This is a genomic window from Flavivirga aquimarina, assembly GCF_030540835.1.
GTDB lineage: Bacteria > Bacteroidota > Bacteroidia > Flavobacteriales > Flavobacteriaceae > Flavivirga > Flavivirga aquimarina.
In genome coordinates, this window is sequence record NZ_JAUOEK010000118.1 from 1 (window position 1) to 24925 (window position 24925).

Sequence of the window (24925 nt, forward strand, 5' to 3'; positions counted from 1 at the left end):
GGAAGTCATCCGGATTTGATTACGATCCTGACCATGTATATGTTCCATAAGTATGATTTGTGTTCCTATACAAGATAAGAATTACTCAAACCATTAACAATCAGAATACAAAAAAAGTTAATGCACAGTCTGACGGTTTGTGTAAAGATAGTTGCGTGTTTAAGCCACTAACTTAACAAAAATGGAATGAACCAGAGGAAAATCCGCAGGATTTTCCGAGTAGGCAATAACCTAGCAATTATTTTTACACTTTGTGGCTGTTGCACAACTCAAAAAATATTGTAAATACACTTGTTTTTGGTGTTTATGTAAATGTAACTTGTTGATTTTTAACCATATTTTATAGATGATTGTTAAAAAATCCATAGATTAATTCAAAATCATGGGTTGTGCAACGGCTACCTTTGTTAGCACACGTATTATTTTATTTTAAAACCAATAACCGATTTATAATCAAAAAAAAGAGTTAATTCATTCGCTCTTTGAAATCTCGATAGTTCTATGTCAAATTCAAGTATATTATTGTTATAGATAAAGCTATTTATCGGGTAACTATCTTTATTTAATTTGTAAGTGACCGAACTAACTTTTTTTTCTGTTGAAAAAATGAATTTCACCTTTTCAGATTCATTTTTTTTAATTGTTCCTGTTTTTGGATGTATTAATTCATAGTCATAATTATAAACTAAAGGAGCATTCAAAAAATCTTCTTTTTTAATTTTTTCTTTTAAGGCTGCGTTTTCAAAATAATCGGGATAATGTTTCTTGATAAAGAGCTTTGGGTCAGTTAGAAAATAAAAATAATTTAATCTTTTCTCAAAGTGATTAGAATATGTACCTGCTCCCCATGTAACATCTATCAAATATTCTTTATTTTCAATCAAGACAATATTCCAAGCATGATTGGAAAAGTATCTATTTCCAATATGTTTTATTTTTGTTTTAGATGCACCAGAAACATATTTTGATTTTATATTCAGTTCATCACATACTTTTTTAAAGAGAGTAGCATAGCCTTGGCAAACAGCTTTCTTTTTTGATATTACTCTATTAGAAAGCTTATTGTTAAATTTTTTGTCTTTTTTTTCATACTCTCTTTTATTTGAGTATTCATAAAGAAATTTACCAGATTCAGTTGGGTCATAAACCACATTGTTGGCAATCCAAGTATATAAAGCTCTGATTTTTTCAAAATCATTTTGAAAGTCTTTTGAAATCCGTTTAGCTAATTTTTCAGGTGCGCTAAACTTTTCTGGATATGAAAGTGCAATAGAGTCAGCTTTTTTATAATTCTGTCCATAACTAATGGTGGTAAGGGTTATGATTATGATTATGATTACTAAAGTAGACTTCATTATATGTGTGCTAACAAAAATATATAGTTAATATTAACTATATATCCATTATATAAACTACTAATGTAGTAAATGTTTAATTTATTTTTATCATAAAACACAAGGGAGCTTCTCTTTTTTCTTACTCTTAACGCCACTAGCTAAAAAAGCTAGCGGTAGCGAACATACTATACCAGAGCGGAGAATTGGCTAGTGCTTTTCATAGGAGCCATTGTAGCCAGTTTTTATTCAATTTCTATATATTCTGATTTTCCACCAGATAAATCTCCATTCAACCAATTCCAGTTAAATTCCAATTTAAGTTTTCCATTTTGTGTTTTTGAAATCTTACCTTTTGATTCTCCCGCTTTCAATTCTCCCTCGTTTGTTAAGCATTGATACAAAAGTTCAATTTTTGAATCTTGAGTTTGCTTTCCAACTATAAGTCCTTCAAGTATTGAACCTCCTTTATATTTTCCAGTAATTGTAGTTCCACTCTGGAAGTAGTGAAAAATCGTTTCATCAGACGATAATCCACTTTTATTTTCAGTAGTCACAAATTTTTTGTCATTCAGGTTCATTAGAGCTCTTGTTTTTAATTGGCTACAACAAAAATATATACTTAATATTAACTATATATCCATTGTATAAACTACTAAGTAAATGTTTTATTTGTTCTTATCATAAAACACAAGGGGTTTCTCTTTTTTTCTTACTCTTAACGCCACTAGCTAAAAAAGCTAGCGGTAGCGAACATACTATACCAGAGCGGGCTGAATTATGCATTTTTTAGTGCCTTGTGCAACGATTACCTTTGTTACCTGCTGGCTTTTTTAATTCAACATTTTGTTCAATCCTTCTTTTTCAAATAAAATCCGACCAACTTTTATGTCCGACCAACCTTTTTTTAACTGATAAGTAAAAGTCGGTATATTTTCAATCATTTCACAATCGATATAATAGTTTTCAATTTGTCCGTTTGAAACACTTTTTAGCTCTTGAATGTGAGTAGAAATAAAAAAATATGAATGATTAAATTTACCTAATCCGTTTATTGTCGTTTTACAAATTTCAAAACCATCTTCTACGTTTGTACCACTAAAAAGTTCATCAAAAACAGCGAAGCATTTTTTTCCGTTAGTTACTTGTTCGACTACGTTTTTAAGATTCATCACTTCGGTCATAAAATGGCTGTATCCATTTAGAATATCATCTCTTCTGTTTATTTCAATTGAAAAGTAGTCACAAAATGGAATTTCCCCTTCTGACGCAGGTATGCCAATTCCTAAATGACCAAAATACATACAAAGTCCAACAGCTTTAAGAAAAGTTGATTTTCCAGACATATTTGGTCCGTTTAATACGATTACGTTACTATTGGTTTTAAGGTTGTTTTTGACGGGATATTCTAATAATGGATGGTAAAAGTCTCGCAGTTTAATGTTGTCATCTGTAAAAATCGGATACGAGAAATTGTTTTTTGTTATTCCGAAGCTAATGGATAGGTATGATTCGAACAGAAAAAAATTTTTCCAAAAAGGTTTTATCAATTCCTTTCTTTTTAGGTCATTAATTTTCTCGGTCAATTCAATTACGTGATTATCTTTTAGCCTTTTTTCTCGAATTAAATGCTCAAACTTATGAAGCTCAAAATTTGATAGGAACTGTAATATTTGCTTAATATTGGAAGCATAATCTTTAGGGAAAGCTTCTAATTTCAATCTCGAAAAATATTTGGATTCCATACGATAGAAAAACAAAACCAACTGATTAAGTTTACTTGTATATCTTGTTTTCTCATGTTTTGAAGCAAAAAGTTTGTATTTCAGTTTTTTCTTTGAAAGGTCTTCGATTTTTTCATCGTTAAGGAAAAAATGAACTTCGTTTAAGTATAAAACAGTATATGAATAGTCTTTTAATATTTTATTATTTCCAGAAAACCCTTTTAATATATTTTGACGTTGAGTTATTTCCGCAGTTGATTGCAAAGGGGTTTCAAGAATTTCAAGAATTTTATTTTTTGTGAATATATTCAGAGAATAGTCGAACAACGGTAAAATTTCTTTGTCTATGTTTAGGTCTTTAATGTTGTTCATTTTCTATTCAAGGTTGTTGTTTTTCAGCTTGCAGGTAACAAAAATAACTACTAATGTAGTAAATGTTTTATTTGTTTTTTTATAAAATACAAGGGTGTTTCCTTTTTTATTACTCTTAACGCCACTAGCTAGAAAAGCTAACGGTAGCACATACTATAACTGAGCGGAGGTTTTATGTTTATATTTTATCAGTTAAACCACTATTATTGACACTTTGTTGGTACCAGTTTTATTTCTCTTCTTTTCGAAAAATTTTCTCCATTTTACGACCTCTTGCCAATTCATCAATCAGCTTTTCCATACGTCTACATTGTCTATACAATTCAAATTCATCCTCTATTTCTTCAATTCGATAACCACAAACGACTCCTTTAATCAAGTGTGCGTTTGGATTTATTTTAGCTTTTTGAAAAAATGTTCTAAAGGTTGCTTTTTCATCAATAAATACTTGTAAAGCATCTTGGTCAAAACCAGTGAACCATTTAATTACCTGATTGAGTTCTTCTTTTGTTCTTCCATTTTTCTCCAATCTATTCAGGTAAAGTGGATAAATGGATGCAAATATCATATTGGCTACCTTTTCATTTTTTTCGGCTGTAACTTTCATATTGGTTAATTTAATTGATGCCAACGTGTTTATGATTTCGTTACGTGTTTAAGCAACTAATTTAGCAAATACAAACCAGATAGAAAATCCGCAAGGATTTTCGTAAGTACTCGAGAACCAGCCATTAATTAGTAGGACACGGTGTTAGCACCAGTTTTTATTTCACTAATGATAAATACTTACCTCTATTCTCATACATTATCCAAACATTTATTAAAAGCAATATTATAGCAATGGGTAATCCACTTGGTGCAGAAAAAATGTTTGTTAAAAGTATGCCTATCATTATTGGAAAAATCACAATTGCTCCTAGCGCTCTTGTTTTAGGAATAATAAATAATATTCCGCCAAGAATTTCAACAAAACCAACCAATGGGATAAGCCAGTTTATTTCCATGAATGCGGTCATTACTTTAATCGTTTTCTCAGGCAAGTCATCAGGAATTGGCATATAATTTAAAAATTTGTTCAATCCTGCGTTAGTGAACATTAAACCAAAAAGCAAGCTTAAAATAAAGGTAATTTTATTTTTCATTTGTTTCGATATTATCAGTTTTGTTTTGCATACGAAGTTTGAAATTGGCTTCAATATATTGGTCAAGATTTTCCATTGCCATTGTAAATCCTTCTTTAAAGCCCATTTTAATAATTTTCTCTAAGTCCGAAAGACTTTCATATGTTGCTGTGATTGCTACAAATGTTGTATCAACATTTTCTGTGAACACATTTGTAAATTGAGTTATAGGCATTTCCTTGTTAACTGTTCCATTTTCATCACAAAATGCGTCCAAGCCCGAAAACATTGATTGATTTACAATTTTGTGATAGTCATTTTTACACCAATGACACTCTTGTTGTTTTTCACTTTGTGTGTTATACATTTGGTATAGCCAACTGCCACCTTCTCTAAAATCCATTGATTTAGTTTTAGTTTGATAGGGTTTTGGTGCCCACCATTGGTCCAGTATTTCTGGATTTGTCCATGCTTCCCAAACCAATTCAAGACTTGCGGCAAACTCACGTTGAACATTAACCGTGTTGTTTTCTTTATTGACAGTGAAGTCGAATTGCAAATTACTTTTCATTTTTATTGTTTTTAAGTTTTAATAATAAATTGTCAAGTTGGCCGAATCTATCTTCCCAAATTTTTCTGAATTGTTCCAACCATTTATCTATTTCTTTCATTTTTTCGATTTTCAGCTCATAGTATATTTCTCGCCCTTGTTGGGTAGCTTCAACCAGTTCACACTCGTTCAAAATTTGAATGTGCTTTGAAATGGTAGGTCGTGCTGCATCAAAATTCTCTGCAATTGCTCCTGCAGTCATTGCTTGTGAAGTTAACAAAACCAGTATCGCTCGTCTTGTCGGATCGGAAATTGCTTGAAATATGTCTCTTCTTAATTTCATTGTGAAGTTATTTGACTACAAATATATATGAAGTCATTTGACTACGCAAATAATTTTACATTTTTTTGGGATGTTGAAAATTTAGTCGAGAGTGTGTATTTTGGAACGGTGTTCTTGAATTGGTGCTAACGTTTATGTATAAGGAAAGTTGCGTGTTTGTGTGCGAGGATTTTCCGAAGGAAAATCAGAAGCTAGCAAACGAGCAACTAACTTTGGTTTAGCTAAAACTAGCAATTTTTTTATACTGTTGTTTGCAGTTTTTTATTTTATTAATTCTTTTAGAGTTTCTAAATCAATGTCTTTAGCGATAATAATTCCTTTTTCGTTAATTAAGAAATTAGTAGGAACACCAGTGACTCCGTATTTTATTGCAGCGACGTTTTCTTTTCCTTTTAAATCACTAACATTTATCCAAACTAGGCTATCTTTTTCAATTGCTTGTGTCCAAGGTTTTTTTTCATCATCTATTGAAACACCAATAATTGTTAATCCTTTGTCTTTATAAGTTTTATGAATTTCAACTAATTCAGGATTCGATTTTCTACAAGGTCCACACCAAGAAGCCCAAAAGTCTATTAAAGTGTATTTTCCAAGATGTTCGGAAAGTTTAATTTTTTCTCCATTTTGATTTGCTAATTCAAAATCAATGTACTGTTCGTTAACTTTGGGGTTTTGATATAATTGAATGAAGTTTGATATGTCTAGACCAAGTTGAGAGTTCTTGATTTTTTCAGACATAGGACTAAATAATTTTTGCGTTAACTCTTTACCATAAAGAAATTTCATATTAGTTAAAGTCTCCGCTGATAACAGTGAGTTAGGGTTTTCAAAAATAAAATTTTGATATTCTATAAGTTGTTGGTCTCTGTTTTCATAGAATTGTTTTCTGACTGAATTTCTGTAAATTGTGTCGGAAGGTCTTTGTTTAAGAATATAGCTTAAACTGTCCCAAATCCTTTCGGTGTATGCTAATTTTTTATTTAATAATTTTTGGTCATTTTCATAAGAACTAACTTTATTGGAATCTTGAGTTTTTTTATTTTGAGAATTCCCATTGAACGATATGAAAATTGTAAATATCAAAAATGATAAGTTAAAATGTTTCATCTAATTGTTTAGTTTTACGGTTGGTCTCAAATTGCACACAACAAAAATATATAGTTAAAATTAACTATATACTTATTATATAAACTACTAATGTAGTAAATGTTTTATTTGTTTTTATCATAAAAAACAAGGGTGTTTCTCTTTTTTCTTACTCTTAACGCCACTAGCTAGAAAAGCTAGCGGTAGCGAAATACTATACCCGAGCGGGGTCTGCATTAATAGAAATGTCTTCCTCATATTTTCCACAGGTATTTGTGAATTACCAAGTTTTGATAATTAGGATATCATCAATCTGTTTAGTTTCTATTTTTTTACTTTCAGCAAGAGGTTCAGCGATTATATATTTTTCATCTCCTAATTCTCCAATCCATTCTGATTTGAATCCGATTAATTTTTTATGTCTTTCTATTTCAACTTTTTGTTTACAATTCACTAGAATAAAACCAATTAATACTAATAATGTTTTTTTTAAAATCGTATCAAGTTCTATATTCAGTCAATCAAAGTAACATCTTTTACTTTATTATTTGTCATATCAAAGTTTACATCTAAATGAAATGGTGTCATATATCCGAAATCTATTAAGTAATGAAAATTTACTTTTGTACTATCTTTTGGGTTTCCGAGTAGTTTAATTACTTGATTTTTATTTTTTCCAATTAATATTTCGCTTTCCACTAAATCGGCAGACATATTTCCTCGTTCAATTTGACTTCCATTTCTCCATTTTTCTTTATTAAATTTTTCCGCTTTGTTATTATTTCCGCAACTCAAAAAATATATAAATAAGAGTAATATTGTATGTTTCATTTCTGTTTCTTTAAATTTGTTGGGTAACTGTTACGTATATGAAATGTTGTGTGTTTGTGTGCGAAGATTTTCCGAAGGAAAATCAGACGTAGCAAACGCGCAACGTCCTTTATTTAAATACAACACTAGCAATTAATTATACACGGCTTTGTTAGCAGCTTTTTATTTAAGTTTATAAATAGTATTTCCTTTTTGACTCTTAGCGGTTTTCAATTTTCCTTGATTCAAGAGACTTTGTAACTCAGTTTTTATACTATAAGTATCATATTGAGATAAAGATTCAAATCCAGATTGTTTACTCCCCCATTTTTGAATACGTAGCGGAGAAAAATACCATTTACTATAAGTTTCTAAAAAACGTAGAATATCATCTTCTAATTCTATAAGAATTTCTCCACCAGGTTTTATTATTTCATTCATTCTGTAATCCACACCCCATTCCATATCTTCATCTGGTGGACTTGGACTTGGGGTAGATATTTTAAATTTTGGCCGTTTAAATTGAATCCTAACTCATCTAGATTTTTGTTTTCCGTTTTATATAAAGTCCAATTTGCTATTACAACCAATATCAGTCCGATAAATGGAAAAACTTGTTTAGTCCCTTTTGGTAAGGGTAAAAAATCAGGTAAAAAAAGAGCAATGATAATCAGAACCGCAAAAAGAAGCAGTCGACTTAAATTAGGATAAACTTTTAATAGATTCATTGTCTTTTTTAATTACACACAACGCTAGCAAATAAGCACTACCTTACGTTCAAGGAATAAACTTACGCATTATTTTTACACATCTTTGTTAGCGACAGTTTTTATTTTGTCAGTTTAGTTATTCGATTATATTCTTTCCACTTTGGGTCTTTATTAAATCCACATCCGAATTCCACCAGTTTGTTTGGGTCTTCATACATTTCAGCTAGTTTATTCGATGCAAATTCAGCATTGTCAACATAAATATCCATAATGAATCCAAAATCCGTTGCTACTCTTGCAACAGGATGAGTTATACATCCTTTTTTTAATTCGTTTATGAAGTAGTCCTCAATAGTTCCAAAGTCCAATTCTTCTGATTCATCATTGTTTTCAGAAATCTCCACGTTGAACTGCAAATTAAATGGGCAACATTTTTTGAATTTATAATTTTCATAAGCCAAATCAATCCATCCAGTTGCAGGTTTTCCAGAGTCAGTTTGTACCATAACAACTGAAATTGAATTTTCGGGATATAATTCAGCTGATTCTTTAATTGATGTGCAATCTATATTTTCTTTGTCTTTTTTAAATATGTCAAATATTCCCATTCTTGTCGGTTTGTTCAAATTGCTGCTAACAAAAATATATAGTTAATACTAACTATATATCCATTATATAAACTACTAATGTAGTAAATGTTTTATTTGTTTTTATCATAAAATTCAAGGAGTTTCTCATTTTTATTACTCTTAACGCCACTAGCTAGAAAAGCTAACAGTAGCAGACATACTATACCAGAGTAGAGACAATCTTAAATCGATCCCAAATAGGACACCGAGCTAATTATTATAGTATTATAATGATTGATAATCCTTCGGAATTACCAATTTTGAAGAACTTGGCTAATGCTTTTCATAAGATATATTGTTGTGTAGTTTTTTATTCATATTCCGTTTTGTGAAATTCCAAGAGTTTGTCAGTCAATAGATTTATTTCTTTCTTCTCTTTAAGTTTAAAATCCAAAAAGAATATCAATCCGAAAATAATTAGAGCAATCGGCAAAATCCAATTTCCGTTGATAAGAGAAACTATTGAAGTCAAAATCCCAAGTCCGATTAAAACTTTTCTAGCAATGTTCATAGGTGACTTCAAATCAAATTTCAAGTCATAATTTCCGTTGTCATTTAAAATTCCGATTAATCTGTGATTATTTGTAAAACGATTCCGCATTAGTTCAAACTTTTCAGATCCAATATAACCAGTATAAAAACCGTTTACAATCAGCTTGTTTAGGATTTTTAAATTTTTATCTGATTTGGCTATAGTTTGTCTCATTGCTCAAATTACACCTAACAATGTAATAAAGGATATATGCCCTTTATATTCCATGTATATTAATCTACAAATTTAGAGGATTTTTTATTCAATATCTTTTTCAATATCTCTAAGCAATTCACTCATTGTTACACCGAGTGATTTAGAAATCCTTAAAAGCATTCCTATCTTCATTTCTTGAGTGCCTTTTATATATTTTCTTAGATTTTCTACATCAATCCCTGCATCATGAGCAACATTTTTTTGTACCAATTGTTGGCCAATAATGATTTGTTTAATTCTTTTTGCTAAAACAATTACTACTTTAGGACGACTATTTTTCACCTTCTTTGCCATACAGTGAAAGTATAAGTAATAGATTGTTTATAAGTGATTGTAAATAATCGGTTGTATATAACCGATTATTTATTATATTTGTAGCTTAATACATATATTTGCAATTCTTCAACTAGAAAATATTGAAGCTATTGCTTTGAATCTCGAATAGAAAACTAGTAATTTTTTTGGAACGAGATGATAAGTAGATCGGCTCACGACCTAGGCGTGAGCTCTCTTATCGTTCCAAGGTATACTAGTGCCTCTATTCGGTAAGTTGAGTTCCACGCCTTTTTTGTTTCCAAACATTACAGGTTTAATGGCGTGTTTACCCTTGGTACTAAATTTGTTTCAAGATTTAGTAGTTAACAGACAAATAAGTATGTCTGCTAATAGATTCAACTTACAATTTTAAGTGTGTTTAATTATATAAAATATAAACATGTAATCTATGGAAAAAACTAAAGACCTTACATTTCCAGATAATTTAAATATACCTAATCATTACGCCATTATTGCAACTTTATTTGTGTTGCTAGATAAATCTGGATTACCTAATACCGATATTAATTACTGTAAAATGGGCTTAAGAGTTATTGCTGTTTTTTATGATAATCCGGACGCTAACTCGCGTTCGATTCTTTTATCAGACAAGGCTTTTGATAGCTTTTTTGCTTTGCTTCCTAATTGCCCTGTTAACTCCAGAGGTTTAATTCCTGTCGATATAATATTTAATTCGGTACTTTTGTTAATAAATCCTAATAACGTTGCTCATGTTGACTAATAAGCAAAAAAACACTTCTTTTCTGGTTCTTTTTGAGAATTTGTATCCACAACTATGTGTGTTTGCATACAAACACCTTAACGATTTGGTAATTGCTAAAAACCTGGTACAAGATGTGTTTCTTAATACTTGGGACGACAGAATCTCTTTTAAAGACGAAAACCACGCTACAAGATATTTTTATAATACTGTTAAAAATAAGTGTCTCGATTTTATTGCATGTAAACAAAAAACGAACTCAGAGCCCTATACACATGCTAATCTGGAGGTATGCCAATCGGATGCTTTTTTTATGTCTCAACCTATAGGTATTGAAACTACGGCGGTTATAGAAAATGCCATTAGTAAGCTACCAAACGAAACTGCTAAAGTTGTTAAATTGGGTATTGAAAATTATACTAATAATGAGATCTCTAACGAGTTATCTATATCTGTCGATACAGTTAAGGTGCATAAAAAAAGTGCCAATAGTAAATTAAAAAAGCTTCTTGGCTTTTTAACCATTAAATAACTTTTTATACTTAAAAGAATATATTCGTAAACACAAATAAAATAACTCAAAAGCATATTGAGTTAAATAGAAACTATGGCTAAATGGTTAATAAGCTTTATAATAATGTGCCTATTAGCCTTATTAAGTTGCAGGCAACAAAACAACCCTATGAATATTGATGATATTAACCTTTTTCAAAAGAAAATAAACATTCCTTATAATGCTTCTGGGAAAAGAGTAAAAGTGATACTTGATAATATGAATAAACTCAAAAAGGGTATGGCTGTTAAACAAGTCATCGAACTACTTACTGCACCAGATGAAGTTAATTTAACGTATAAATTGGTTAAATCTAAATCTGAAGAGAACACCATTGGGTTTTCATTGGTTTACATATTGAAGAGACGTATAGAAACAGGATCTATAAATGAAAAGGATGAAAAACTTTTAAGAATTCATTTTAATGACTCTAAAAAACTTATTTGGGCCTATGCTATAGGTATAGATAGCTTTAAAACTATTGAGGAAGAATAAAACGCCTTTAAAACGAATGTATATTAAGGCCGTTAAACAAACTTTCAAAATTATTTCCTAAAACCACATTTAAGGCAGGATTAAATATCCTAGTTCCCCATTCGTGAAAATGAAAAGCTACACTGCTATTGCAGTGCCCTTTTTTTGTTTTAAAAGAAATACTAAAACAAGTTTTAAATTTCTTTTAAAACAAAAAAAGTCTGCGTTTTCACGCAAACTTTTCGAGTTAAGTGGGGAGAGCAGGATTCGAACCTGCGAAGACATAGTCAGCAGATTTACAGTCTGCCCTCGTTGGCCGCTTGAGTATCTCCCCAAAACCGAGGGCAAATATATTATTGTTCTTTAATTCTACAAATAAAAATTCTATATTTTTTTACAACTCGTAACGCAATCTTAAAGACACGTATAAAGGTTGTATAAAATACTCGGTAGCACTTACAGAAATAGCGCCTGTATTACTGTTGTTTTGCGATTTGGTGTCAAAAAGGTTTGTGGCTTTAATTTCATATTCAAACTTAGCATCCTTATCTTTTTTATACGATAACGATGCATTTAAAAACTCGTAACTATTAATAGTGCCTTCTTCATCACTAAAATTATTATACGAATAATCGGATTTAAAAGTAAACGATTTTAAAATAAGGGCATCGACCTCAACAGACGGTGCTTTTGTAAAGAATTTTGTGTTGCTATCTCCTTGGTTATTATCCTGTATACTATAGCGATAATTTAGTTCGATATTTGGTGCTGTTTTAAAACTGGTTCTTAATTGTACTCTATAGGTTTGCGAGAAACTTTCGTTTACAGATTGTTGGGCTCCTACAAACTGATTGTACTTAGAGTAACTAAAATTTCCGTTTAAACTCGCTCTAATTTTTCCAAATGTACGTTGAAATCGCCCACTGGCACTAGCACTTTCGTCTGAAAAATCGGAATTAAAAGGCGAACTAATACGTATAACACTACCGGGTTCGAAAGTAGAAATATTTCGTATATTATCTGCACTTTTAGTATAATTAAGTCTGGCAAAAACATTGGTATAGTTAAACATATTAAAACTTGAATACACCAAACTAAGGTTATGCCTTAAAGCACTTTCTAAATCTGGAGCACCCGAAAACAGTGCATTATAATTATTAAGCACCAAACCTCTGGCAAAATTCGAAACATCTGTAAACTGGGTTTGCATAGCATAATTTAAAATAATTTGCTCACTGTTTTTTAGTTGCATTCTCATATTAAAGTCGGGTAGCAACCTAAAAAAATTATCTGTTACCTGTGTATTAAATTGCGTGTTTTTCGCACTGTATGCATGGGCCGAAACTCCGGGGGTAAAGGTAAAAATACCTGCTTTTAACCTATAATGAAGTCCTAAATACACATCGCTAAAATTGTATTTAATATCATTGGTGGCTAAACCATCATTAATGGTCGGGGTTGGGTTAAACTGGGAATCGTCATCTAAAAACTGAAAAATATTAGAATCGAATTGTTGACTACTTAATATGGTTCCTAAAGTAAAATTTATATTGCTTTTATTATTTAAAATATTCCAGTAATCTAACTTAGCATCCATCTGGTTAGATTTAACACGCTTTTCCTGTGTTAAATTATAATCCATTTGAGCGCCATCTAAGCCTAAGTTAATTGCGGTACTTTCGTAATCGTCTTTATCTTCTATAATGGCGTTATAAAAAGGGTCTTCGTCTTGTAGTAAATGCTGTACTTCTAACGAAAAAATATTGGCATCGTTTAAGGTGTAGTAATAATTTAAATTTTGGTTAATACTGTATGGTGTAGAACCTTCCAGTTCGTCTATATTACCATTAACAGTAGAAACAAAAAGCTGGTCTTGAGACTCTTTTGATATACGTCCCAAAACATCATAATCTAATTGATTATTAGTATTGGGTTGATATTGAGCCGATAGTTTTAACATACCCAAATCACTACGTTGTAAAGTGTTACTCTCTGTGCTTTCGTCTGGGATACCTAAATCTGGATCGGTATATTGAATATCTCTGTTTTCTTGTAATTCTGTTTTATTATTAAGAAAAATTGCAAAGCCACTTAAGTTTAAAGCTTTATTTGGCGACCAGCTAAAATTTGCTGCACCAAACTTGGTAATAATGTCTTTAGCTCTATTGTTTTGTGTTGTTAAAAACCCTAGGTTATTACTTCCTAAATTAATATTGGTACCACTTTGGCGGCTGGGGCTTCTAAACCCACCAGTAAAGTTAAAATAATCGCGGCGCGAAAAAGCGATTTCTCCAATATTATTTAAATCTGTAATGGTGTTTATGCTTAATTCGGGACTATAGTAAAACAGTTTAGGCTGAAATAAATACAGTTCGTTTTCGTTAGATGTACCTCCTCCGGCTGTTATGTTACCAAACCAAAAATTCTTTTTACCTTCTTTTAGTTTAATATTTATGGCAACATTGTCTTGATTATTAGTAACACTTCTTAACTGCCCTACTTCAGAAAAGTTTTTAAGTACCTGTACCTTATCTATGGCATTAGAAGGAATATTTTCTGTTGCTAATTTAGAATCGCCATCAAAAAAATCTTTGCCTTCTACCATGACTTTAGATACGACTTTACCTTCTACCTCTATTTCTCCATCATCATTAATTTCTACTCCGGGTAAATTTTCGAGTACATCTCCTAATTTTCTTTCTGTTCCTGTATTAAAAGAATCGGCATTATAAATTAAAGTATCTCCTTTAACGGTTACTGGCATTTCGTATACCAATTCTACTTCATCTAAAGCATTATCTTGTTGTAAAGTAAAATCTTTTATAATGGTAGCTTCTTTAGTTTCTATAATCTGCTCACCCGTTTTCATCCCGATATAACTCACTTGTACTTTATAGGTGGTATTTTTTTTTAAACTAAGCTTATAACGGCCTGCATCGTTTGTAATTCCGTAAGAATCTAATGCTTTTGTTTCTTGATTTATGGCAACTACATTGGCCAATTCTAAAGGATCTCCTATACTGTCCTTCACGACTCCTTCTAACCTAACTTGTGCAAAAGAAACGGTGCTTGCTACTAATATTAGTAACAGGGTTATTTTTAATTTCATATAATTTATGATATCGCTTTTATTATAAGATAATTGTGATCTTGTCTTTTATTAACTTCTTCTATTGCCACCACCTCGGCCTCCTCTTCCTCTAAAGTTTTCTCGCATCTCCTCGGTTTTTTTCTTTACAATAACATTATAGGCTTCTCGCGTTACTTTTTTTCCTTTAGTAGGTACTTTAATGGTAGATTTCTCTTCTGGATTCATAACTATTTTAGAACATAAAATAGTCGTCTTATCTGTATTTACTTCTAATATTAACCCCGGTAAGCCCCAATATTCTCCCGGGCCTTGGTTTACAGGAATTTGCATAGTATACCATGCTACAATTTTAATTTCTCTGGTAGTATTTTCTTCTTTGTTGGTGGCTTTAACTTTAACAGAGTCTTGCTTCTTATTATTGGTTTCTTCTCTATCTGGTCGTCTTCTAAAGTTTGTAAAATCGTAAGCATTAGATTGTATCGTCGCAGTGGCTTTAAAACACATATACTTTCCTATTTGCTTGGTTTCACTTCCCATTTCCCAATTATATTGCGGTAAGCTGTCTTTTATTAAAAATTGTTTTCCGAAAAATTCTTGATCTTGTAATAATTCTTTGCTTTTAACATTTTTATATTGTGGCCCTCCGGTAAAGCTACTGCTCATCATTGCAAACCTTCCACCACCACGACCGCCTTCACTTGGGGCTTCTAATTTTTCTTCTTCCTTATAAATAGATTCCGATTGCGTGAATGTTAGTATATATGTTTTTTCAAACATGCTTTTCATTCTGTCTGCAATTCTCTTTTTTTGCTCTTCGCTCATCCCTGGCCTACCAAAATTGGTCATGTCTACCGAGGTTTTGGAATAATAATATGCCTTTCCTTGAAAATCTTTTTGGGCAAATGAGCAAACTGAAACAAAAAATAGTAAGCCCGTAGCAATAATTAGTTTACTGTAAATGGATTTAATCATGATTAAGAAATCTTTAAAAATTAGGTATTCTGTTAACACCTATAAGACAAAAGACTTCTACAATAGTTTAAACACTAAATGTTAAACTCTTCTTAAAATTAACCTCCTACTCTAATCATGACTCTTTCGCCATCACCACGTCTGGATTGATAACTTTCTATCACCTCTTTAGATGTCTTATCCAAAATCTCATCATACACTTTTTGTATCACTTCTTTACTCTTCTTTTAATTCTTTAATTTTAAACAAACTCTGGGGAAATAATGATTTTTTTAATGCACGAAGTATGGATGTGTTTATCACTAAACTTCGAAAAAAACTAAATCAGGACGATACCGTACAAATTATTAATGTTCGTGGATTTGGTTACAAATTAATATGCTGAAAAGTGCTAAGGTTTTTGTATTTTTCAAGTCGGTATGAAATATACAGTGTATCTCTTTTTACTTCTATCTTATTCAATATCTGCACAAAAGGCTATTGAAGCTTCGCTTATAAAAAAAACAAATTTTAAAACCGATCGATTGGTTGCTATTGATAATTTTGGCACCAAATATTTTATAAATAATAATGTTTTTAATAAAAAAGATGTTACCAAAACCATTACTTATAATAATTTACAGCTTGGGGATATAACAACTGCAAACGTTTTTAACCCATTAAAAATCACCCTCTTTTACAAAGATTTTAATAGTGTTATCATTCTTGATAACCGATTAGCAGAAATATTTAAAATTGATTTTAATGCGCTTTCTAAATATAAAAATGCATCGCATGTTGCTACAGGGCACGATAATACGATCTGGATTTTTAACCAAGATAATCAAAAATTAGAGCTTTTTGATTATAAAACACAAACCACGCGAGCCCAGACAGTACCTATTCAAAGTGACGTTTTAGATTTAAAAAGCAATTATAATTTTTGTTATTTACTTACTAAAAACCATTTTTATACGTATAACTATTTTGGAAGCCTCGTTAAAAAGTTAAAAAATGATGGATATAACAAAATTGTTGAAAGCAACGGAGATATCATTTTAAAAAAGAATGATTCGTTAGTTTATTTTAAAAAAAACAGCGACACTGCTATTCCAATTTTATTACCAAATTTATTAACAAATACGTTTTTTGTAACCAACGAAACCTTGTATATTTACGCAAACGAAGCCCTATATGAGTATAAAATAAAAATCAACTAAAAATAAATTATGCACATTGCAATTGCTGGGAATATTGGCTCGGGAAAAACCACACTTACAAAACTATTAGCCAAACATTATAAATGGGAAGCACAACTGGAAGATGTTGTAGACAATCCGTACTTAGATGATTTTTATAACCAAATGGAGCGTTGGAGTTTCAATTTACAAGTATACTTTTTAAATAGTAGATTTCGCCAAGTGTTGCAAATTCGTCAAAGCGGAAAAGACATTATACAAGATAGGACCATATACGAGGATGCCCATATTTTTGCACCTAATTTACATGCTATGGGTTTAATGACAAATCGCGATTACGAAAATTACAAGTCGCTTTTCGATTTAATGGAATCTTTAGTTAAAGGCCCGGATGTATTAATTTATTTAAGAAGTTCTATACCTAATTTAGTATCTCAAATACATAAACGGGGTCGCGATTACGAAAACTCAATAAGTATTGATTATTTAAGTCGATTAAACGAGCGTTACGAGGCTTGGATACATGGCTACGATAAAGGAAAGCTTTTAATTATAGATGTAGATAATTTAAATTTTGTAGATAACCCAGAAGACTTAGGAGATGTTATCAATACTATTGATGCAGAAATAAATGGGCTATTCTAGATCGTTTATTTTTTAACTGCTATAAATTTAAATAAACATTTTGTGGTTTGCTAAACACATTTATTAACTACCACTCTTCCTCTTGCTCTTTATCTGTTAAATAGTTTAAAAGGCTCTTATTTAAGTTATTAAGTAAATTTTCTACTTGCGATAAAACTTTTTCGTAACCTTCTATTATTTTTCCATCATTAGAATAAAACTTATTTTTTTGAAAGTTTATTTTTTTGCTTTTCTTACTTGAACTAGTTTTATAAAACATGTTTATAGGTCTAAATCTATATTCTCCATCTTTAAACCTTAATTCTATTTTACATTCTATGTCTCCACAAATGTAGTTTGACTTCTCGGTAAAACAAATAGCATTATTTGTAAGACCAGTAAAAGTCACCTTTTTATTTCCTTTTGCTGTTTCACCTTCATCACTTTTATCCGATTTAGAAAGAACATCCTCGAAATTTCCATATTTTTCGTCAAGCCATTTTTCTGCTTTCGAAGCCATATTTTCTTTCTTCTTCCCATCTATATAAGTCGTTATATTTTTAGGGCTTAACCCTTCCCTATTATAAACGAATTTTGTTTCTTGAGAATCATCATTTTTATCACTTTGAGCAAATGAAGCAGCAGACATTAAAATAATACTAAATAAGATAATTTTTTTCATAACTAATTTTAATAATTTAAAATAACCCATGTTTTTAAAAGTAATGCCTATCACTCATCATTACTTCTTTGTATCAAATCTAATAAATAAATTCATACAAAAATAAAACTTGCCTACAATAAACAAATTAGTTTTCTTACTTTTATTCTTATTGGTATCTTTTCAGGGTGAGACAAACACCATCTGTGTATTCATTGTTTATTTTACTACAAAGCGATTGGAAGCGTTTTCTGTTTTTAAAAGATAAACACCACTTGGGAATGTACTAACATCTACTTTTGTTCTATTTAACTTCACATCTGTTTTTAATACTAATTCACCAAGAATATTAAATATTTTAACGGCACCTATTAGGCTGTTACTTGTAGAAATAACCAATTCGTCGCTACTAGGTATAGGATATATTTTAATCGTATTTTCTTTTATAATATTATCACTTACCGATAACGCATTTAAAGCTCCAAAACCTAATGTTTGCCCAACGTTAGCAAAATCATAGGGACCAACTGTTCCACTTGCTCCAAATTCTTCTGCTCCAGCATCAAAATCTACTTCTCTATTTCCTCCTAAAATATCTTTTGTTACAAATGAATAGGTTCCAACGCCTGCATCAATAGCCGCACTTCCAGTAACAAGTCTGTAAAAATCACTTCCGCTAGTTAACAATCCAGAACCCACTGTTTGGTTAGAATTTACACCATTAGTTAAATCCCAACTTCCATTTTGAGTGATATTACCCTGATAAACGGAAGTTCCTGTTGGGGTTGTAATTTCTTCAAAAGCAGAGTCGCTCGAATTTAACATGATATTATTAGCAACTACTAAGTTTTCTGGCGCCAAAGTTAAACTACTATTTACAGTGGTTCCTACTCGAATAGCCAAATCACAATTAACCAACGTATTGTTTGTTATTTGTGTGTTTTTTACTTGATAATACTCATTGAGTGCAGAACCTGGTTTCCCATTAGAAATATTAATACCTCCTGTAGCATTAGAACCTGCACCTCCGGGTTTTCTGTGATTTACTCCTTCTATATAATTATTATATATTTTATGGTCTTCGCCTATAACCCTAATACCTCCAGAAAACGAATTGTTTTCTGCAAAAAAGTAATTATTGTATACTTCGCAATTATTACCATGTCTCAAGGTTAATGTGCCTTGATAATCTCGAAAAGTGTTATTATAGTATTTATTACTACCACTTTTGTTTGAAATAATTTCTACTTCGCCCGACCAGTTATTAAAAAAATTATTATAAACTTCTGTGAAAGAATTAGAAAGCGATGTAGAACTACTTCCTATTCTTAGAGCGTCTTGATCGTTAAATCCATTGATATCATTATCTACTGGAACTCTATCTGCAAAATAATTGTGATGTATTTTAGTATAATCTGGTGTTGTACTGCTACGATTATCATTAATAACACTACCTACGCCATTTTTACCTATAAACGAACAATAGCTCACCTCATTATTTTGCCCATACATAGTAATCCATTTAAATACATCTTCATCCTGACTTACACTAGCATTATAGGAATCTATCTTTATATTTCTAACATGACAATTTTCACATTCGTCATTACTTGTATCTCTAAATTCTATAATAGGTTCTATATCGCCACCACTTGAAATAAGACCTGAAGCATTTTGAAAAACTATACCCTCTAAAATAATATAAGACCCTCCTATGCTTATATTACATCTTCCTTCAAAAAATACACTTCCTGGATTCTGAGCTTTAATAATACAAGGTTGAGAGTCTGTTCCGTTTACATTAATTGATATCTGAATATCGGTCCAGGTACCATCGGTTAGCTCTATAGTTGTACCAGCTTGAGCATTCGAAATTGCGTTTTGAAGTTCGGTATTGTTACTCACAACCTGCGAATTGGCATTTATAATAAAAAATAGCACTAATAAGTATAAATAGTTTTTCATGGCAGTTATTTTTGTTTTTTGGAAAACCAATCTGGTTAACCAATTGTCAAATATAAGAAGTTTTATTCTAATTTGTATTAGAATACTATTTATATAACAAAAAAGCACTTTCTCTACTACGTCACCATAACAACTATCTTAAATAGTTTGAAATGGCCAAATAAAAAAGAGCTACAATTTCTTGTAACCCTCTTTTTCACTGTATAATGAATGATTAATAGCAATAGTTGGACACCACATTCTCTTAAAAGTCACATATTGCAAAATGCCATAAAACAAAAAAGCATCCCAATCTTCTGTTAAGAAAAAAGGAAAGCTTCTCATTGGTTACCAAATTACTTTGGTAAACTACTTCCTAGATTCCTCTAGGAACAACACAACGTCGTATTTATTGCCAAAAAAAGCCCTAATTCATCAGAGCTCTTTATTGCAATTTTTGCGGTCTGGACGAAATCCAAACCTTATACTCATTATAATTCACAAACTATTGTTGTCTATTTGCGAACTTCTATATAATTTCTATAATGTCAAAATAACTTTCGTGTTGCAAATATATAATTTGCAATGTGACAAACCAATATAAATCCCAATAAATTTGACAGCATATTATGCTTATCAAATTATATGAGAGATAATTAGATTCATACTGTCCTAAATTTTAAACAGCTCTAAAAATTAATTCCCAAACAAAACTAGTTTTAAAAAGCAATTAGTTTTGTAAATTTGCTTTCCACAAAAAAATAATTAAATGAAAAACCTACTTAAAACCTACACTTTAGTCTTTATTACGCTATTTATTAATTGTAAGTCAGACGACGACTTAAACAAAACCCCAAACAGTTCATATTATGATTTAGGAGTTCTTCCCGACCTTGTTGCCGATGTTGAATGGCCTCTTGAACCTCAAATCATGGAACAAAGAAACATTAGGAACAACACCGAATTCCAAGAAGCTTCTGCAGTAAATGGTGTTTCTGCTAAAGTGGCTTCGGGTACGTACAATGACATAAACATAACCTGTAATGATTGTGAATTTATTTTGGAAGACCATGCCGAAATTCAAGGCAGCTTAACTTTTACTGGTAATCGAATAAAATGGAAAGGTGGTCTTGTTACTACCGGACCAATCATTATGGAAAGTAAAGGAGATATACTAATAGATAATCTACACTCAATTACTCATGGAGGTGAATTAAATAACTTCTCTGGTCCAGCGACAGGATGGAATCGAGTGGCTTTAATAAACTCTACCATGGAAGTTATAAACGGAGACAATAACGGTGATTGGGCATTATTTATTCAGGGAAAGAATGGTACCGACTTTAGGGGAAATAATTTTATCTTAGCAAATGTTCGTTTAGAGTCTGACGCTCAAAATAACAGATTTCAATCTATACAAAATTTGGTCGTTGTCGACTCTTATTTTAATTCTAACATATCCTCTAAAAACGGATTGCGAATTCATAAAGGCTGTAAAGATGTTTATATGCGAGATGTAATTATTGTGGGAGCTAACACCAACTCAGGTGAAGAGACTCAAATAACCAATGGTATATTTGAGCAAATCACTAGGTATAACGATGTAAATAATCACTTTTCAAACGGCATTGGTTTTAATACGATCAATGTAACTATAAACGATTCACAATGTTATACTACTTCTTCTAATGGTATTGGACAGCCTCCATCACTTGGAGTCGCCTCAGGAAGTAATCCTGATATGAAAGCTTGGGATGGGCTAACCGTTCCTAATTCTTCCAATTTTGGAGCTGATCATTAAAAAATAAAAAGGTAAATTATTAGTCTTAATCAAAACATCAATCATGAAAATAAATCTTTTAAGCCTTTTAGTAATTTTACTTGTTCTCTTCTCCTTTAAAAACAACCAAGTTGATTATGTCTGTACACCATGCGATTTGTCATGTGATGAACTTAGTTTTTCCAAACCGGGAACCTGTCCTAAATGTGATATGGTCCTCATTAAAAAAAATGATTTAGATTTAAAGAAGAAAAAAGAACAGGTATTGAATGATATTAATATTCAAGAAGGTTCAGGGTCTTTTTTAGTTGAAGGAGGAAAAGGTAAGGTTAACAAATCTATAAAAGTATATTACCACAGACCAAAAAATTTCAACGCAGATTCTAAAATATTAATGGTCATCCCGGGGGCAGGAAGAAATGGAGACAGTTACAGAGATGCATGGATTGAGGAATCTGAAAAGTATAGCGTTCTTATACTTTCTCCTATGTATCCAGAAAAAGAATATCCTTTTGAAAACTACCATTTATGTGGATTAATGGGTAACCTCAATTTAAAAAACAGTATCACTTATATTGAGAATACAAATATGGTAAAGCTCGACGAGAATAATTTTACTTTTACAATAAATCCTAATAAAGACGAATGGATTTTCAACGATTTTGATAGAATATTTGACCTTGCTGTAAACGAACTTAAATCTAATCAAACCGAATACGATGCCTTTGGACATTCTGCAGGTGGGCAAATTTTACATCGATTGGCAGTCTGTGCTAAATCCTCGAAAGTTAATCGAATTTTAGCTTCAAACTCTGGGTTTTACACCCTTCCTGATTTTAATACTGCTCTCCCTTTTGGTATCAAAAACACCTCTATCAACAAAGACGATTTAAGAGCCTCATTTAAAAGGAATTTAGTTCTATTTACAGGAGAGCTCGATAATGAAAATGAAACAGGTGGAACATTGTTGCGTTCCCGTTCGGCAGATTTACAAGGGTTGCATCGATTGGAAAGAGCACGTTTCTTTTTCCAAACCTCAAAGTCTATAGCCGAAGAAATGCAATATGATTTTAATTGGAAGATAAGGATAGTACCAAATGTTGGGCATAATCATCGAAAAATGGGGGATGCAGCAGCCAAGTATTTATACGACAATTAATTAAATTAAAATATAATGAACTAGGAGCACTTAATGATATAGGTTTTATTAAATAGTGCCTTCCATTACGGCTTCCCTAAAATCTATTTTAACACAATCATTTCGTTAATTCTCTTTAAAAATCAATATATTTGAACACTTGTTTTTTGCAAGTTTAATATAATGAGTAAATGAAAATAGAAGCATTAGGGTATAATGATACTCTAGAAAAATACAGAGTAGTCCAGAATTTAGATTCATTTGAAATTGGCAGAGTCATATTAGAACATAAAGAAAGATATGTAGTAAAGACTTCTGAAAGTGAATTTGATTCTGAACTCATAGGTAATTTAAGGTTTACAGCTGAAAGCAGATATGATTTTCCTGCCGTTGGAGATTGGGTTGCTTTTTCCAGTTATGATGATAATAAAGCATTGATACATGCTATTTACCCTCGAAAAGCCATTATTGAAAGAAAAGCTGTTGGCAAATCTGGACAAACACAAATTATCGCAACTAATGTCGATTTTGGTCTAATCGTTCAGGCGGTTAACAGAGACTTTAATTTGAACAGATTAGAAAGGTATTTGACCATTTGTAATGCCTCTAATGTTGAACCTATAATAGTTTTGAATAAAACAGACTTGATAAAAAAATCTGAGTTAAACGCTATAATAGCTCAAATAAATCAGCGAATTAAAGATGTTTCAATACTAAGCATTAGTAATCTTAGCACAGAAGGATATCTGGAACTAGAGGCTATAATACAAAAAGGGAAAACATACTGTTTACTTGGTTCTTCAGGAGTTGGAAAATCGACTATTATTAATGGCCTTTCCAATAAATTATTAATGAAAACAAGTGAGATAAGTTCTAGTGTAAACAAAGGAAAACACACCACAAGTCACCGTGAATTAATCGTATTAAATAATGGGGGAATCATGATAGATAACCCAGGGATGCGAGAAATTGGAATTGCTGATACAGCCGATGGTTTAGAAACTACTTTTGAATCTATAGTTGAATATTCTAAAGATTGTAAATTCAAAGACTGTACTCATATACATGAAAAAGGATGTGCCATTCTTGAAGCTGTTGAAAATGGAGAGATTGATGAAGAAGCTTATGCTAATTTTCAGAAAATGGAAAGAGAAAAATCCCATTTCGAATCTAACCTATTAGATAGAAAAAAGAAGGACAAAAACTTAGGGAAAATGATTAAGAATATTAAGAAGCAAAGAAGAGACAATAAGTATTAATTAGAAGAATTAAAACAATTGAAAATATTTGACGCTCATTTCCACATTATTAATCCTAACTTTCCTCTAGTGGAAAACAATGGGTATTTACCGCCTGATTTCACAGTTAAAAACTATCAAGAGAAAGTTAAGGGTTTTGGAATTACAGGTGGGGCTATAGTTTCAGGATCATTTCAAAAATTTGACCAGAACTATTTATTAGATGCTCTAAGAGTTTTTGGTGAAAACTATTTTGGCGTAGCGAATATTCCAATTACAATGGAAAATAAGGAATTGAAAAAGCTTAATCAATCTAACATTCGGGCAGTTAGGTTCAATCTTAAAAGAGGCGGCTCGGAGCGCTTGAAAAATTTGGTAGAATTATCAAATAAATTATTCGATAATTATGGCTGGCACACAGAACTTTATGTAGACAGTAAGAGTTTAAAAGAACTGAAAACAACTCTTGACCAAATTCCGAAATTTTCGATTGACCATCTTGGACTTTCAAAAGTGGGTCTTAAGGATTTGTATTATTGGGCAGAAAAAGGGGTAAAAATAAAAGCTACGGGATTCGGACGGTTAGATTTTAATCCAATTACTGCAATGAAGAAGATTTATTCCATTAATCCCGATTCTTTAATGTTCGGAACAGATTTGCCATCAACACGGGCAAAAACACCTTTTACTTTTGACCATCTAAAGTGGGTAAAAGATATTTTTTCTGATGAAGCTCAAAAAAAAATACTATATCAAAATGCCGTCAAATGGTACTCAAAAGATTAATATTCGGCTAATTGAGAAATCTT

At 31.2% G+C, this 24925-nt stretch carries 27 protein-coding genes, 1 tRNA gene and 1 pseudogene; 10 read left to right on the forward strand and 19 right to left on the reverse strand.

The annotated features are described in order from the left end of the window. Window positions 1-419: 419 nt before the first annotated feature. The 14 genes from Q4Q35_RS10455 to Q4Q35_RS10520 all read right to left on the reverse strand — a co-directional run bounded on the left by Q4Q35_RS10455 (window position 420) and on the right by Q4Q35_RS10520 (window position 9721). On the reverse strand, window positions 420-1355 hold the full coding sequence (locus Q4Q35_RS10455; RefSeq protein ID WP_303277919.1) for a transglutaminase domain-containing protein: 936 nt from the start codon (window positions 1353-1355) through the stop codon (window positions 420-422). Between the two features lie 224 nt (window positions 1356-1579). Next, window positions 1580-1915, reverse strand: coding sequence for an avidin-fold protein (locus Q4Q35_RS10460; protein WP_303277920.1), 336 nt, complete (start codon window positions 1913-1915; stop codon window positions 1580-1582). A gap of 252 nt (window positions 1916-2167) precedes the next feature. After that, entirely contained in the window at window positions 2168-3430 is a 1263-nt protein-coding gene (locus Q4Q35_RS10465; protein ID WP_303277921.1) for a MutS-related protein, read from the reverse strand. Window positions 3431-3659: 229 nt separating this feature from the next. Beyond that, window positions 3660-4037: a DUF2200 domain-containing protein gene (locus tag Q4Q35_RS10470; protein WP_303277922.1), complete on the reverse strand. Its 378-nt coding sequence runs from the start codon at window positions 4035-4037 to the stop codon at window positions 3660-3662. Between the two features lie 157 nt (window positions 4038-4194). After that, complete coding sequence (locus Q4Q35_RS10475) at window positions 4195-4572, reverse strand: DoxX family protein (RefSeq protein WP_303277923.1); 378 nt, start codon at window positions 4570-4572, stop codon at window positions 4195-4197. Continuing rightward, complete coding sequence (locus Q4Q35_RS10480) at window positions 4562-5122, reverse strand: SRPBCC family protein (protein ID WP_303277924.1); 561 nt, start codon at window positions 5120-5122, stop codon at window positions 4562-4564. The genes Q4Q35_RS10475 and Q4Q35_RS10480 overlap by 11 nt, the downstream gene beginning before the upstream one ends. Continuing rightward, complete coding sequence (locus Q4Q35_RS10485) at window positions 5112-5444, reverse strand: metalloregulator ArsR/SmtB family transcription factor (RefSeq protein WP_303277925.1); 333 nt, start codon at window positions 5442-5444, stop codon at window positions 5112-5114. The genes Q4Q35_RS10480 and Q4Q35_RS10485 overlap by 11 nt, the downstream gene beginning before the upstream one ends. A 261-nt stretch (window positions 5445-5705) precedes the next feature. Next, complete coding sequence (locus Q4Q35_RS10490; protein ID WP_303277926.1) at window positions 5706-6551, reverse strand: peroxiredoxin family protein; 846 nt, start codon at window positions 6549-6551, stop codon at window positions 5706-5708. A 259-nt stretch (window positions 6552-6810) separates the two neighbouring features. Then, the gene (locus Q4Q35_RS10495; protein ID WP_303277927.1) at window positions 6811-6984 is read right to left on the reverse strand and encodes a hypothetical protein; all 174 of its coding nucleotides are present in this window, start codon (window positions 6982-6984) and stop codon (window positions 6811-6813) included. 59 nt (window positions 6985-7043) lie between these two features. Beyond that, a complete protein-coding gene (locus Q4Q35_RS10500; protein ID WP_303277928.1) occupies window positions 7044-7361 on the reverse strand; it encodes a hypothetical protein in 318 nt (105 codons plus the stop codon). 162 nt (window positions 7362-7523) lie between these two features. Beyond that, a complete protein-coding gene (locus Q4Q35_RS10505) occupies window positions 7524-7805 on the reverse strand; it encodes a hypothetical protein (protein ID WP_303277929.1) in 282 nt (93 codons plus the stop codon). 364 nt (window positions 7806-8169) lie between these two features. Then, window positions 8170-8658, reverse strand: coding sequence for a hypothetical protein (locus Q4Q35_RS10510; RefSeq protein ID WP_303277930.1), 489 nt, complete (start codon window positions 8656-8658; stop codon window positions 8170-8172). A gap of 331 nt (window positions 8659-8989) precedes the next feature. Further along, window positions 8990-9385, reverse strand: coding sequence for a hypothetical protein (locus Q4Q35_RS10515; RefSeq protein WP_303277931.1), 396 nt, complete (start codon window positions 9383-9385; stop codon window positions 8990-8992). 84 nt (window positions 9386-9469) lie between these two features. Next, window positions 9470-9721 (reverse strand): helix-turn-helix domain-containing protein, encoded by a 252-nt coding sequence (locus tag Q4Q35_RS10520; protein ID WP_303277932.1) that lies wholly within the window; start codon window positions 9719-9721, stop codon window positions 9470-9472. A gap of 430 nt (window positions 9722-10151) precedes the next feature. On the opposite strand from Q4Q35_RS10520, the gene Q4Q35_RS10525 reads away from it, so the two are divergent. The 3 genes from Q4Q35_RS10525 (at window position 10152) to Q4Q35_RS10535 (ending at window position 11511) form a co-directional block, all read left to right on the forward strand. Further along, window positions 10152-10484 (forward strand): hypothetical protein, encoded by a 333-nt coding sequence (locus Q4Q35_RS10525; RefSeq protein WP_303277933.1) that lies wholly within the window; start codon window positions 10152-10154, stop codon window positions 10482-10484. Continuing rightward, window positions 10474-10995 carry a sigma-70 family RNA polymerase sigma factor gene (locus Q4Q35_RS10530; RefSeq protein WP_303277934.1) on the forward strand — a complete coding sequence of 174 codons (522 nt, stop codon included), beginning with the start codon at window positions 10474-10476 and terminating at the stop codon, window positions 10993-10995. Before Q4Q35_RS10525 ends, Q4Q35_RS10530 begins: the two co-directional genes overlap by 11 nt. Window positions 10996-11070: 75 nt before the next feature. Next, window positions 11071-11511 (forward strand): hypothetical protein, encoded by a 441-nt coding sequence (locus tag Q4Q35_RS10535; protein ID WP_303277935.1) that lies wholly within the window; start codon window positions 11071-11073, stop codon window positions 11509-11511. Window positions 11512-11742: 231 nt separating this feature from the next. Here Q4Q35_RS10535 and Q4Q35_RS10540 read toward each other — a convergent pair. The 3 genes from Q4Q35_RS10540 to Q4Q35_RS10550 form a co-directional block, all read right to left on the reverse strand. Then, window positions 11743-11824, reverse strand: a tRNA-Tyr gene (locus Q4Q35_RS10540). Window positions 11825-11884: 60 nt separating this feature from the next. After that, window positions 11885-14599 (reverse strand): TonB-dependent receptor, encoded by a 2715-nt coding sequence (locus tag Q4Q35_RS10545; protein ID WP_303277936.1) that lies wholly within the window; start codon window positions 14597-14599, stop codon window positions 11885-11887. A 51-nt stretch (window positions 14600-14650) separates the two neighbouring features. Continuing rightward, window positions 14651-15553, reverse strand: a complete 903-nt coding sequence (locus Q4Q35_RS10550; protein ID WP_303277937.1) for a GLPGLI family protein — start codon at window positions 15551-15553, stop codon at window positions 14651-14653. A gap of 232 nt (window positions 15554-15785) precedes the next feature. Between Q4Q35_RS10550 and Q4Q35_RS10555 the strand changes: the two are divergent. The 3 genes and pseudogenes from Q4Q35_RS10555 to Q4Q35_RS10565 all read left to right on the forward strand — a co-directional run. Next, window positions 15786-15938: pseudogene (locus tag Q4Q35_RS10555) on the forward strand (winged helix-turn-helix domain-containing protein); the annotation flags it as partial. 34 nt (window positions 15939-15972) lie between these two features. Next, complete coding sequence (locus Q4Q35_RS10560) at window positions 15973-16752, forward strand: hypothetical protein (protein ID WP_303277938.1); 780 nt, start codon at window positions 15973-15975, stop codon at window positions 16750-16752. A 9-nt stretch (window positions 16753-16761) separates the two neighbouring features. After that, window positions 16762-17376 (forward strand): deoxynucleoside kinase, encoded by a 615-nt coding sequence (locus Q4Q35_RS10565; RefSeq protein ID WP_303277939.1) that lies wholly within the window; start codon window positions 16762-16764, stop codon window positions 17374-17376. A 67-nt stretch (window positions 17377-17443) separates the two neighbouring features. On the opposite strand, the gene Q4Q35_RS10570 is transcribed toward Q4Q35_RS10565, so the two are convergent. Beyond that, a complete protein-coding gene (locus Q4Q35_RS10570; protein ID WP_303277940.1) occupies window positions 17444-18037 on the reverse strand; it encodes a hypothetical protein in 594 nt (197 codons plus the stop codon). A gap of 198 nt (window positions 18038-18235) precedes the next feature. Next, window positions 18236-19981: a chondroitinase-B domain-containing protein gene (locus Q4Q35_RS10575; protein WP_303277941.1), complete on the reverse strand. Its 1746-nt coding sequence runs from the start codon at window positions 19979-19981 to the stop codon at window positions 18236-18238. A gap of 748 nt (window positions 19982-20729) precedes the next feature. Between Q4Q35_RS10575 and Q4Q35_RS10580 the strand changes: the two genes are divergently transcribed. From Q4Q35_RS10580 to Q4Q35_RS10595, 4 genes are all read left to right on the forward strand, one after another. Then, complete coding sequence (locus Q4Q35_RS10580; RefSeq protein ID WP_303277942.1) at window positions 20730-21761, forward strand: hypothetical protein; 1032 nt, start codon at window positions 20730-20732, stop codon at window positions 21759-21761. A 43-nt stretch (window positions 21762-21804) separates the two neighbouring features. Then, on the forward strand, window positions 21805-22899 hold the full coding sequence (locus Q4Q35_RS10585; protein WP_303277943.1) for a hypothetical protein: 1095 nt from the start codon (window positions 21805-21807) through the stop codon (window positions 22897-22899). 170 nt (window positions 22900-23069) lie between these two features. Then, window positions 23070-24137, forward strand: a complete 1068-nt coding sequence (gene rsgA, locus Q4Q35_RS10590) for a ribosome small subunit-dependent GTPase A (protein WP_303277944.1) — start codon at window positions 23070-23072, stop codon at window positions 24135-24137. Window positions 24138-24155: 18 nt separating this feature from the next. Next, window positions 24156-24902, forward strand: coding sequence for an amidohydrolase family protein (locus tag Q4Q35_RS10595; RefSeq protein ID WP_303277945.1), 747 nt, complete (start codon window positions 24156-24158; stop codon window positions 24900-24902). Window positions 24903-24925 lie beyond the last annotated feature (23 nt).

Coding starts and splice junctions, on each gene's coding strand:
- Q4Q35_RS10455 (WP_303277919.1), bottom strand. CDS start 1,355: ATGAAGTCTACTTTAGTAATCATAATCATAATCATAACCCTTACCACC.
- Q4Q35_RS10460 (WP_303277920.1), bottom strand. CDS start 1,915: ATGAACCTGAATGACAAAAAATTTGTGACTACTGAAAATAAAAGTGGA.
- Q4Q35_RS10465 (WP_303277921.1), bottom strand. CDS start 3,430: ATGAACAACATTAAAGACCTAAACATAGACAAAGAAATTTTACCGTTG.
- Q4Q35_RS10470 (WP_303277922.1), bottom strand. CDS start 4,037: ATGAAAGTTACAGCCGAAAAAAATGAAAAGGTAGCCAATATGATATTT.
- Q4Q35_RS10475 (WP_303277923.1), bottom strand. CDS start 4,572: ATGAAAAATAAAATTACCTTTATTTTAAGCTTGCTTTTTGGTTTAATG.
- Q4Q35_RS10480 (WP_303277924.1), bottom strand. CDS start 5,122: ATGAAAAGTAATTTGCAATTCGACTTCACTGTCAATAAAGAAAACAAC.
- Q4Q35_RS10485 (WP_303277925.1), bottom strand. CDS start 5,444: ATGAAATTAAGAAGAGACATATTTCAAGCAATTTCCGATCCGACAAGA.
- Q4Q35_RS10490 (WP_303277926.1), bottom strand. CDS start 6,551: ATGAAACATTTTAACTTATCATTTTTGATATTTACAATTTTCATATCG.
- Q4Q35_RS10500 (WP_303277928.1), bottom strand. CDS start 7,361: ATGAAACATACAATATTACTCTTATTTATATATTTTTTGAGTTGCGGA.
- Q4Q35_RS10505 (WP_303277929.1), bottom strand. CDS start 7,805: ATGGAATGGGGTGTGGATTACAGAATGAATGAAATAATAAAACCTGGT.
- Q4Q35_RS10510 (WP_303277930.1), bottom strand. CDS start 8,658: ATGGGAATATTTGACATATTTAAAAAAGACAAAGAAAATATAGATTGC.
- Q4Q35_RS10515 (WP_303277931.1), bottom strand. CDS start 9,385: ATGAGACAAACTATAGCCAAATCAGATAAAAATTTAAAAATCCTAAAC.
- Q4Q35_RS10520 (WP_303277932.1), bottom strand. CDS start 9,721: ATGGCAAAGAAGGTGAAAAATAGTCGTCCTAAAGTAGTAATTGTTTTA.
- Q4Q35_RS10525 (WP_303277933.1), top strand. CDS start 10,152: ATGGAAAAAACTAAAGACCTTACATTTCCAGATAATTTAAATATACCT.
- Q4Q35_RS10530 (WP_303277934.1), top strand. CDS start 10,474: ATGTTGACTAATAAGCAAAAAAACACTTCTTTTCTGGTTCTTTTTGAG.
- Q4Q35_RS10535 (WP_303277935.1), top strand. CDS start 11,071: ATGGCTAAATGGTTAATAAGCTTTATAATAATGTGCCTATTAGCCTTA.
- Q4Q35_RS10545 (WP_303277936.1), bottom strand. CDS start 14,599: ATGAAATTAAAAATAACCCTGTTACTAATATTAGTAGCAAGCACCGTT.
- Q4Q35_RS10550 (WP_303277937.1), bottom strand. CDS start 15,553: ATGATTAAATCCATTTACAGTAAACTAATTATTGCTACGGGCTTACTA.
- Q4Q35_RS10560 (WP_303277938.1), top strand. CDS start 15,973: ATGAAATATACAGTGTATCTCTTTTTACTTCTATCTTATTCAATATCT.
- Q4Q35_RS10565 (WP_303277939.1), top strand. CDS start 16,762: ATGCACATTGCAATTGCTGGGAATATTGGCTCGGGAAAAACCACACTT.
- Q4Q35_RS10570 (WP_303277940.1), bottom strand. CDS start 18,037: ATGAAAAAAATTATCTTATTTAGTATTATTTTAATGTCTGCTGCTTCA.
- Q4Q35_RS10575 (WP_303277941.1), bottom strand. CDS start 19,981: ATGAAAAACTATTTATACTTATTAGTGCTATTTTTTATTATAAATGCC.
- Q4Q35_RS10580 (WP_303277942.1), top strand. CDS start 20,730: ATGAAAAACCTACTTAAAACCTACACTTTAGTCTTTATTACGCTATTT.
- Q4Q35_RS10585 (WP_303277943.1), top strand. CDS start 21,805: ATGAAAATAAATCTTTTAAGCCTTTTAGTAATTTTACTTGTTCTCTTC.
- rsgA (WP_303277944.1), top strand. CDS start 23,070: ATGAAAATAGAAGCATTAGGGTATAATGATACTCTAGAAAAATACAGA.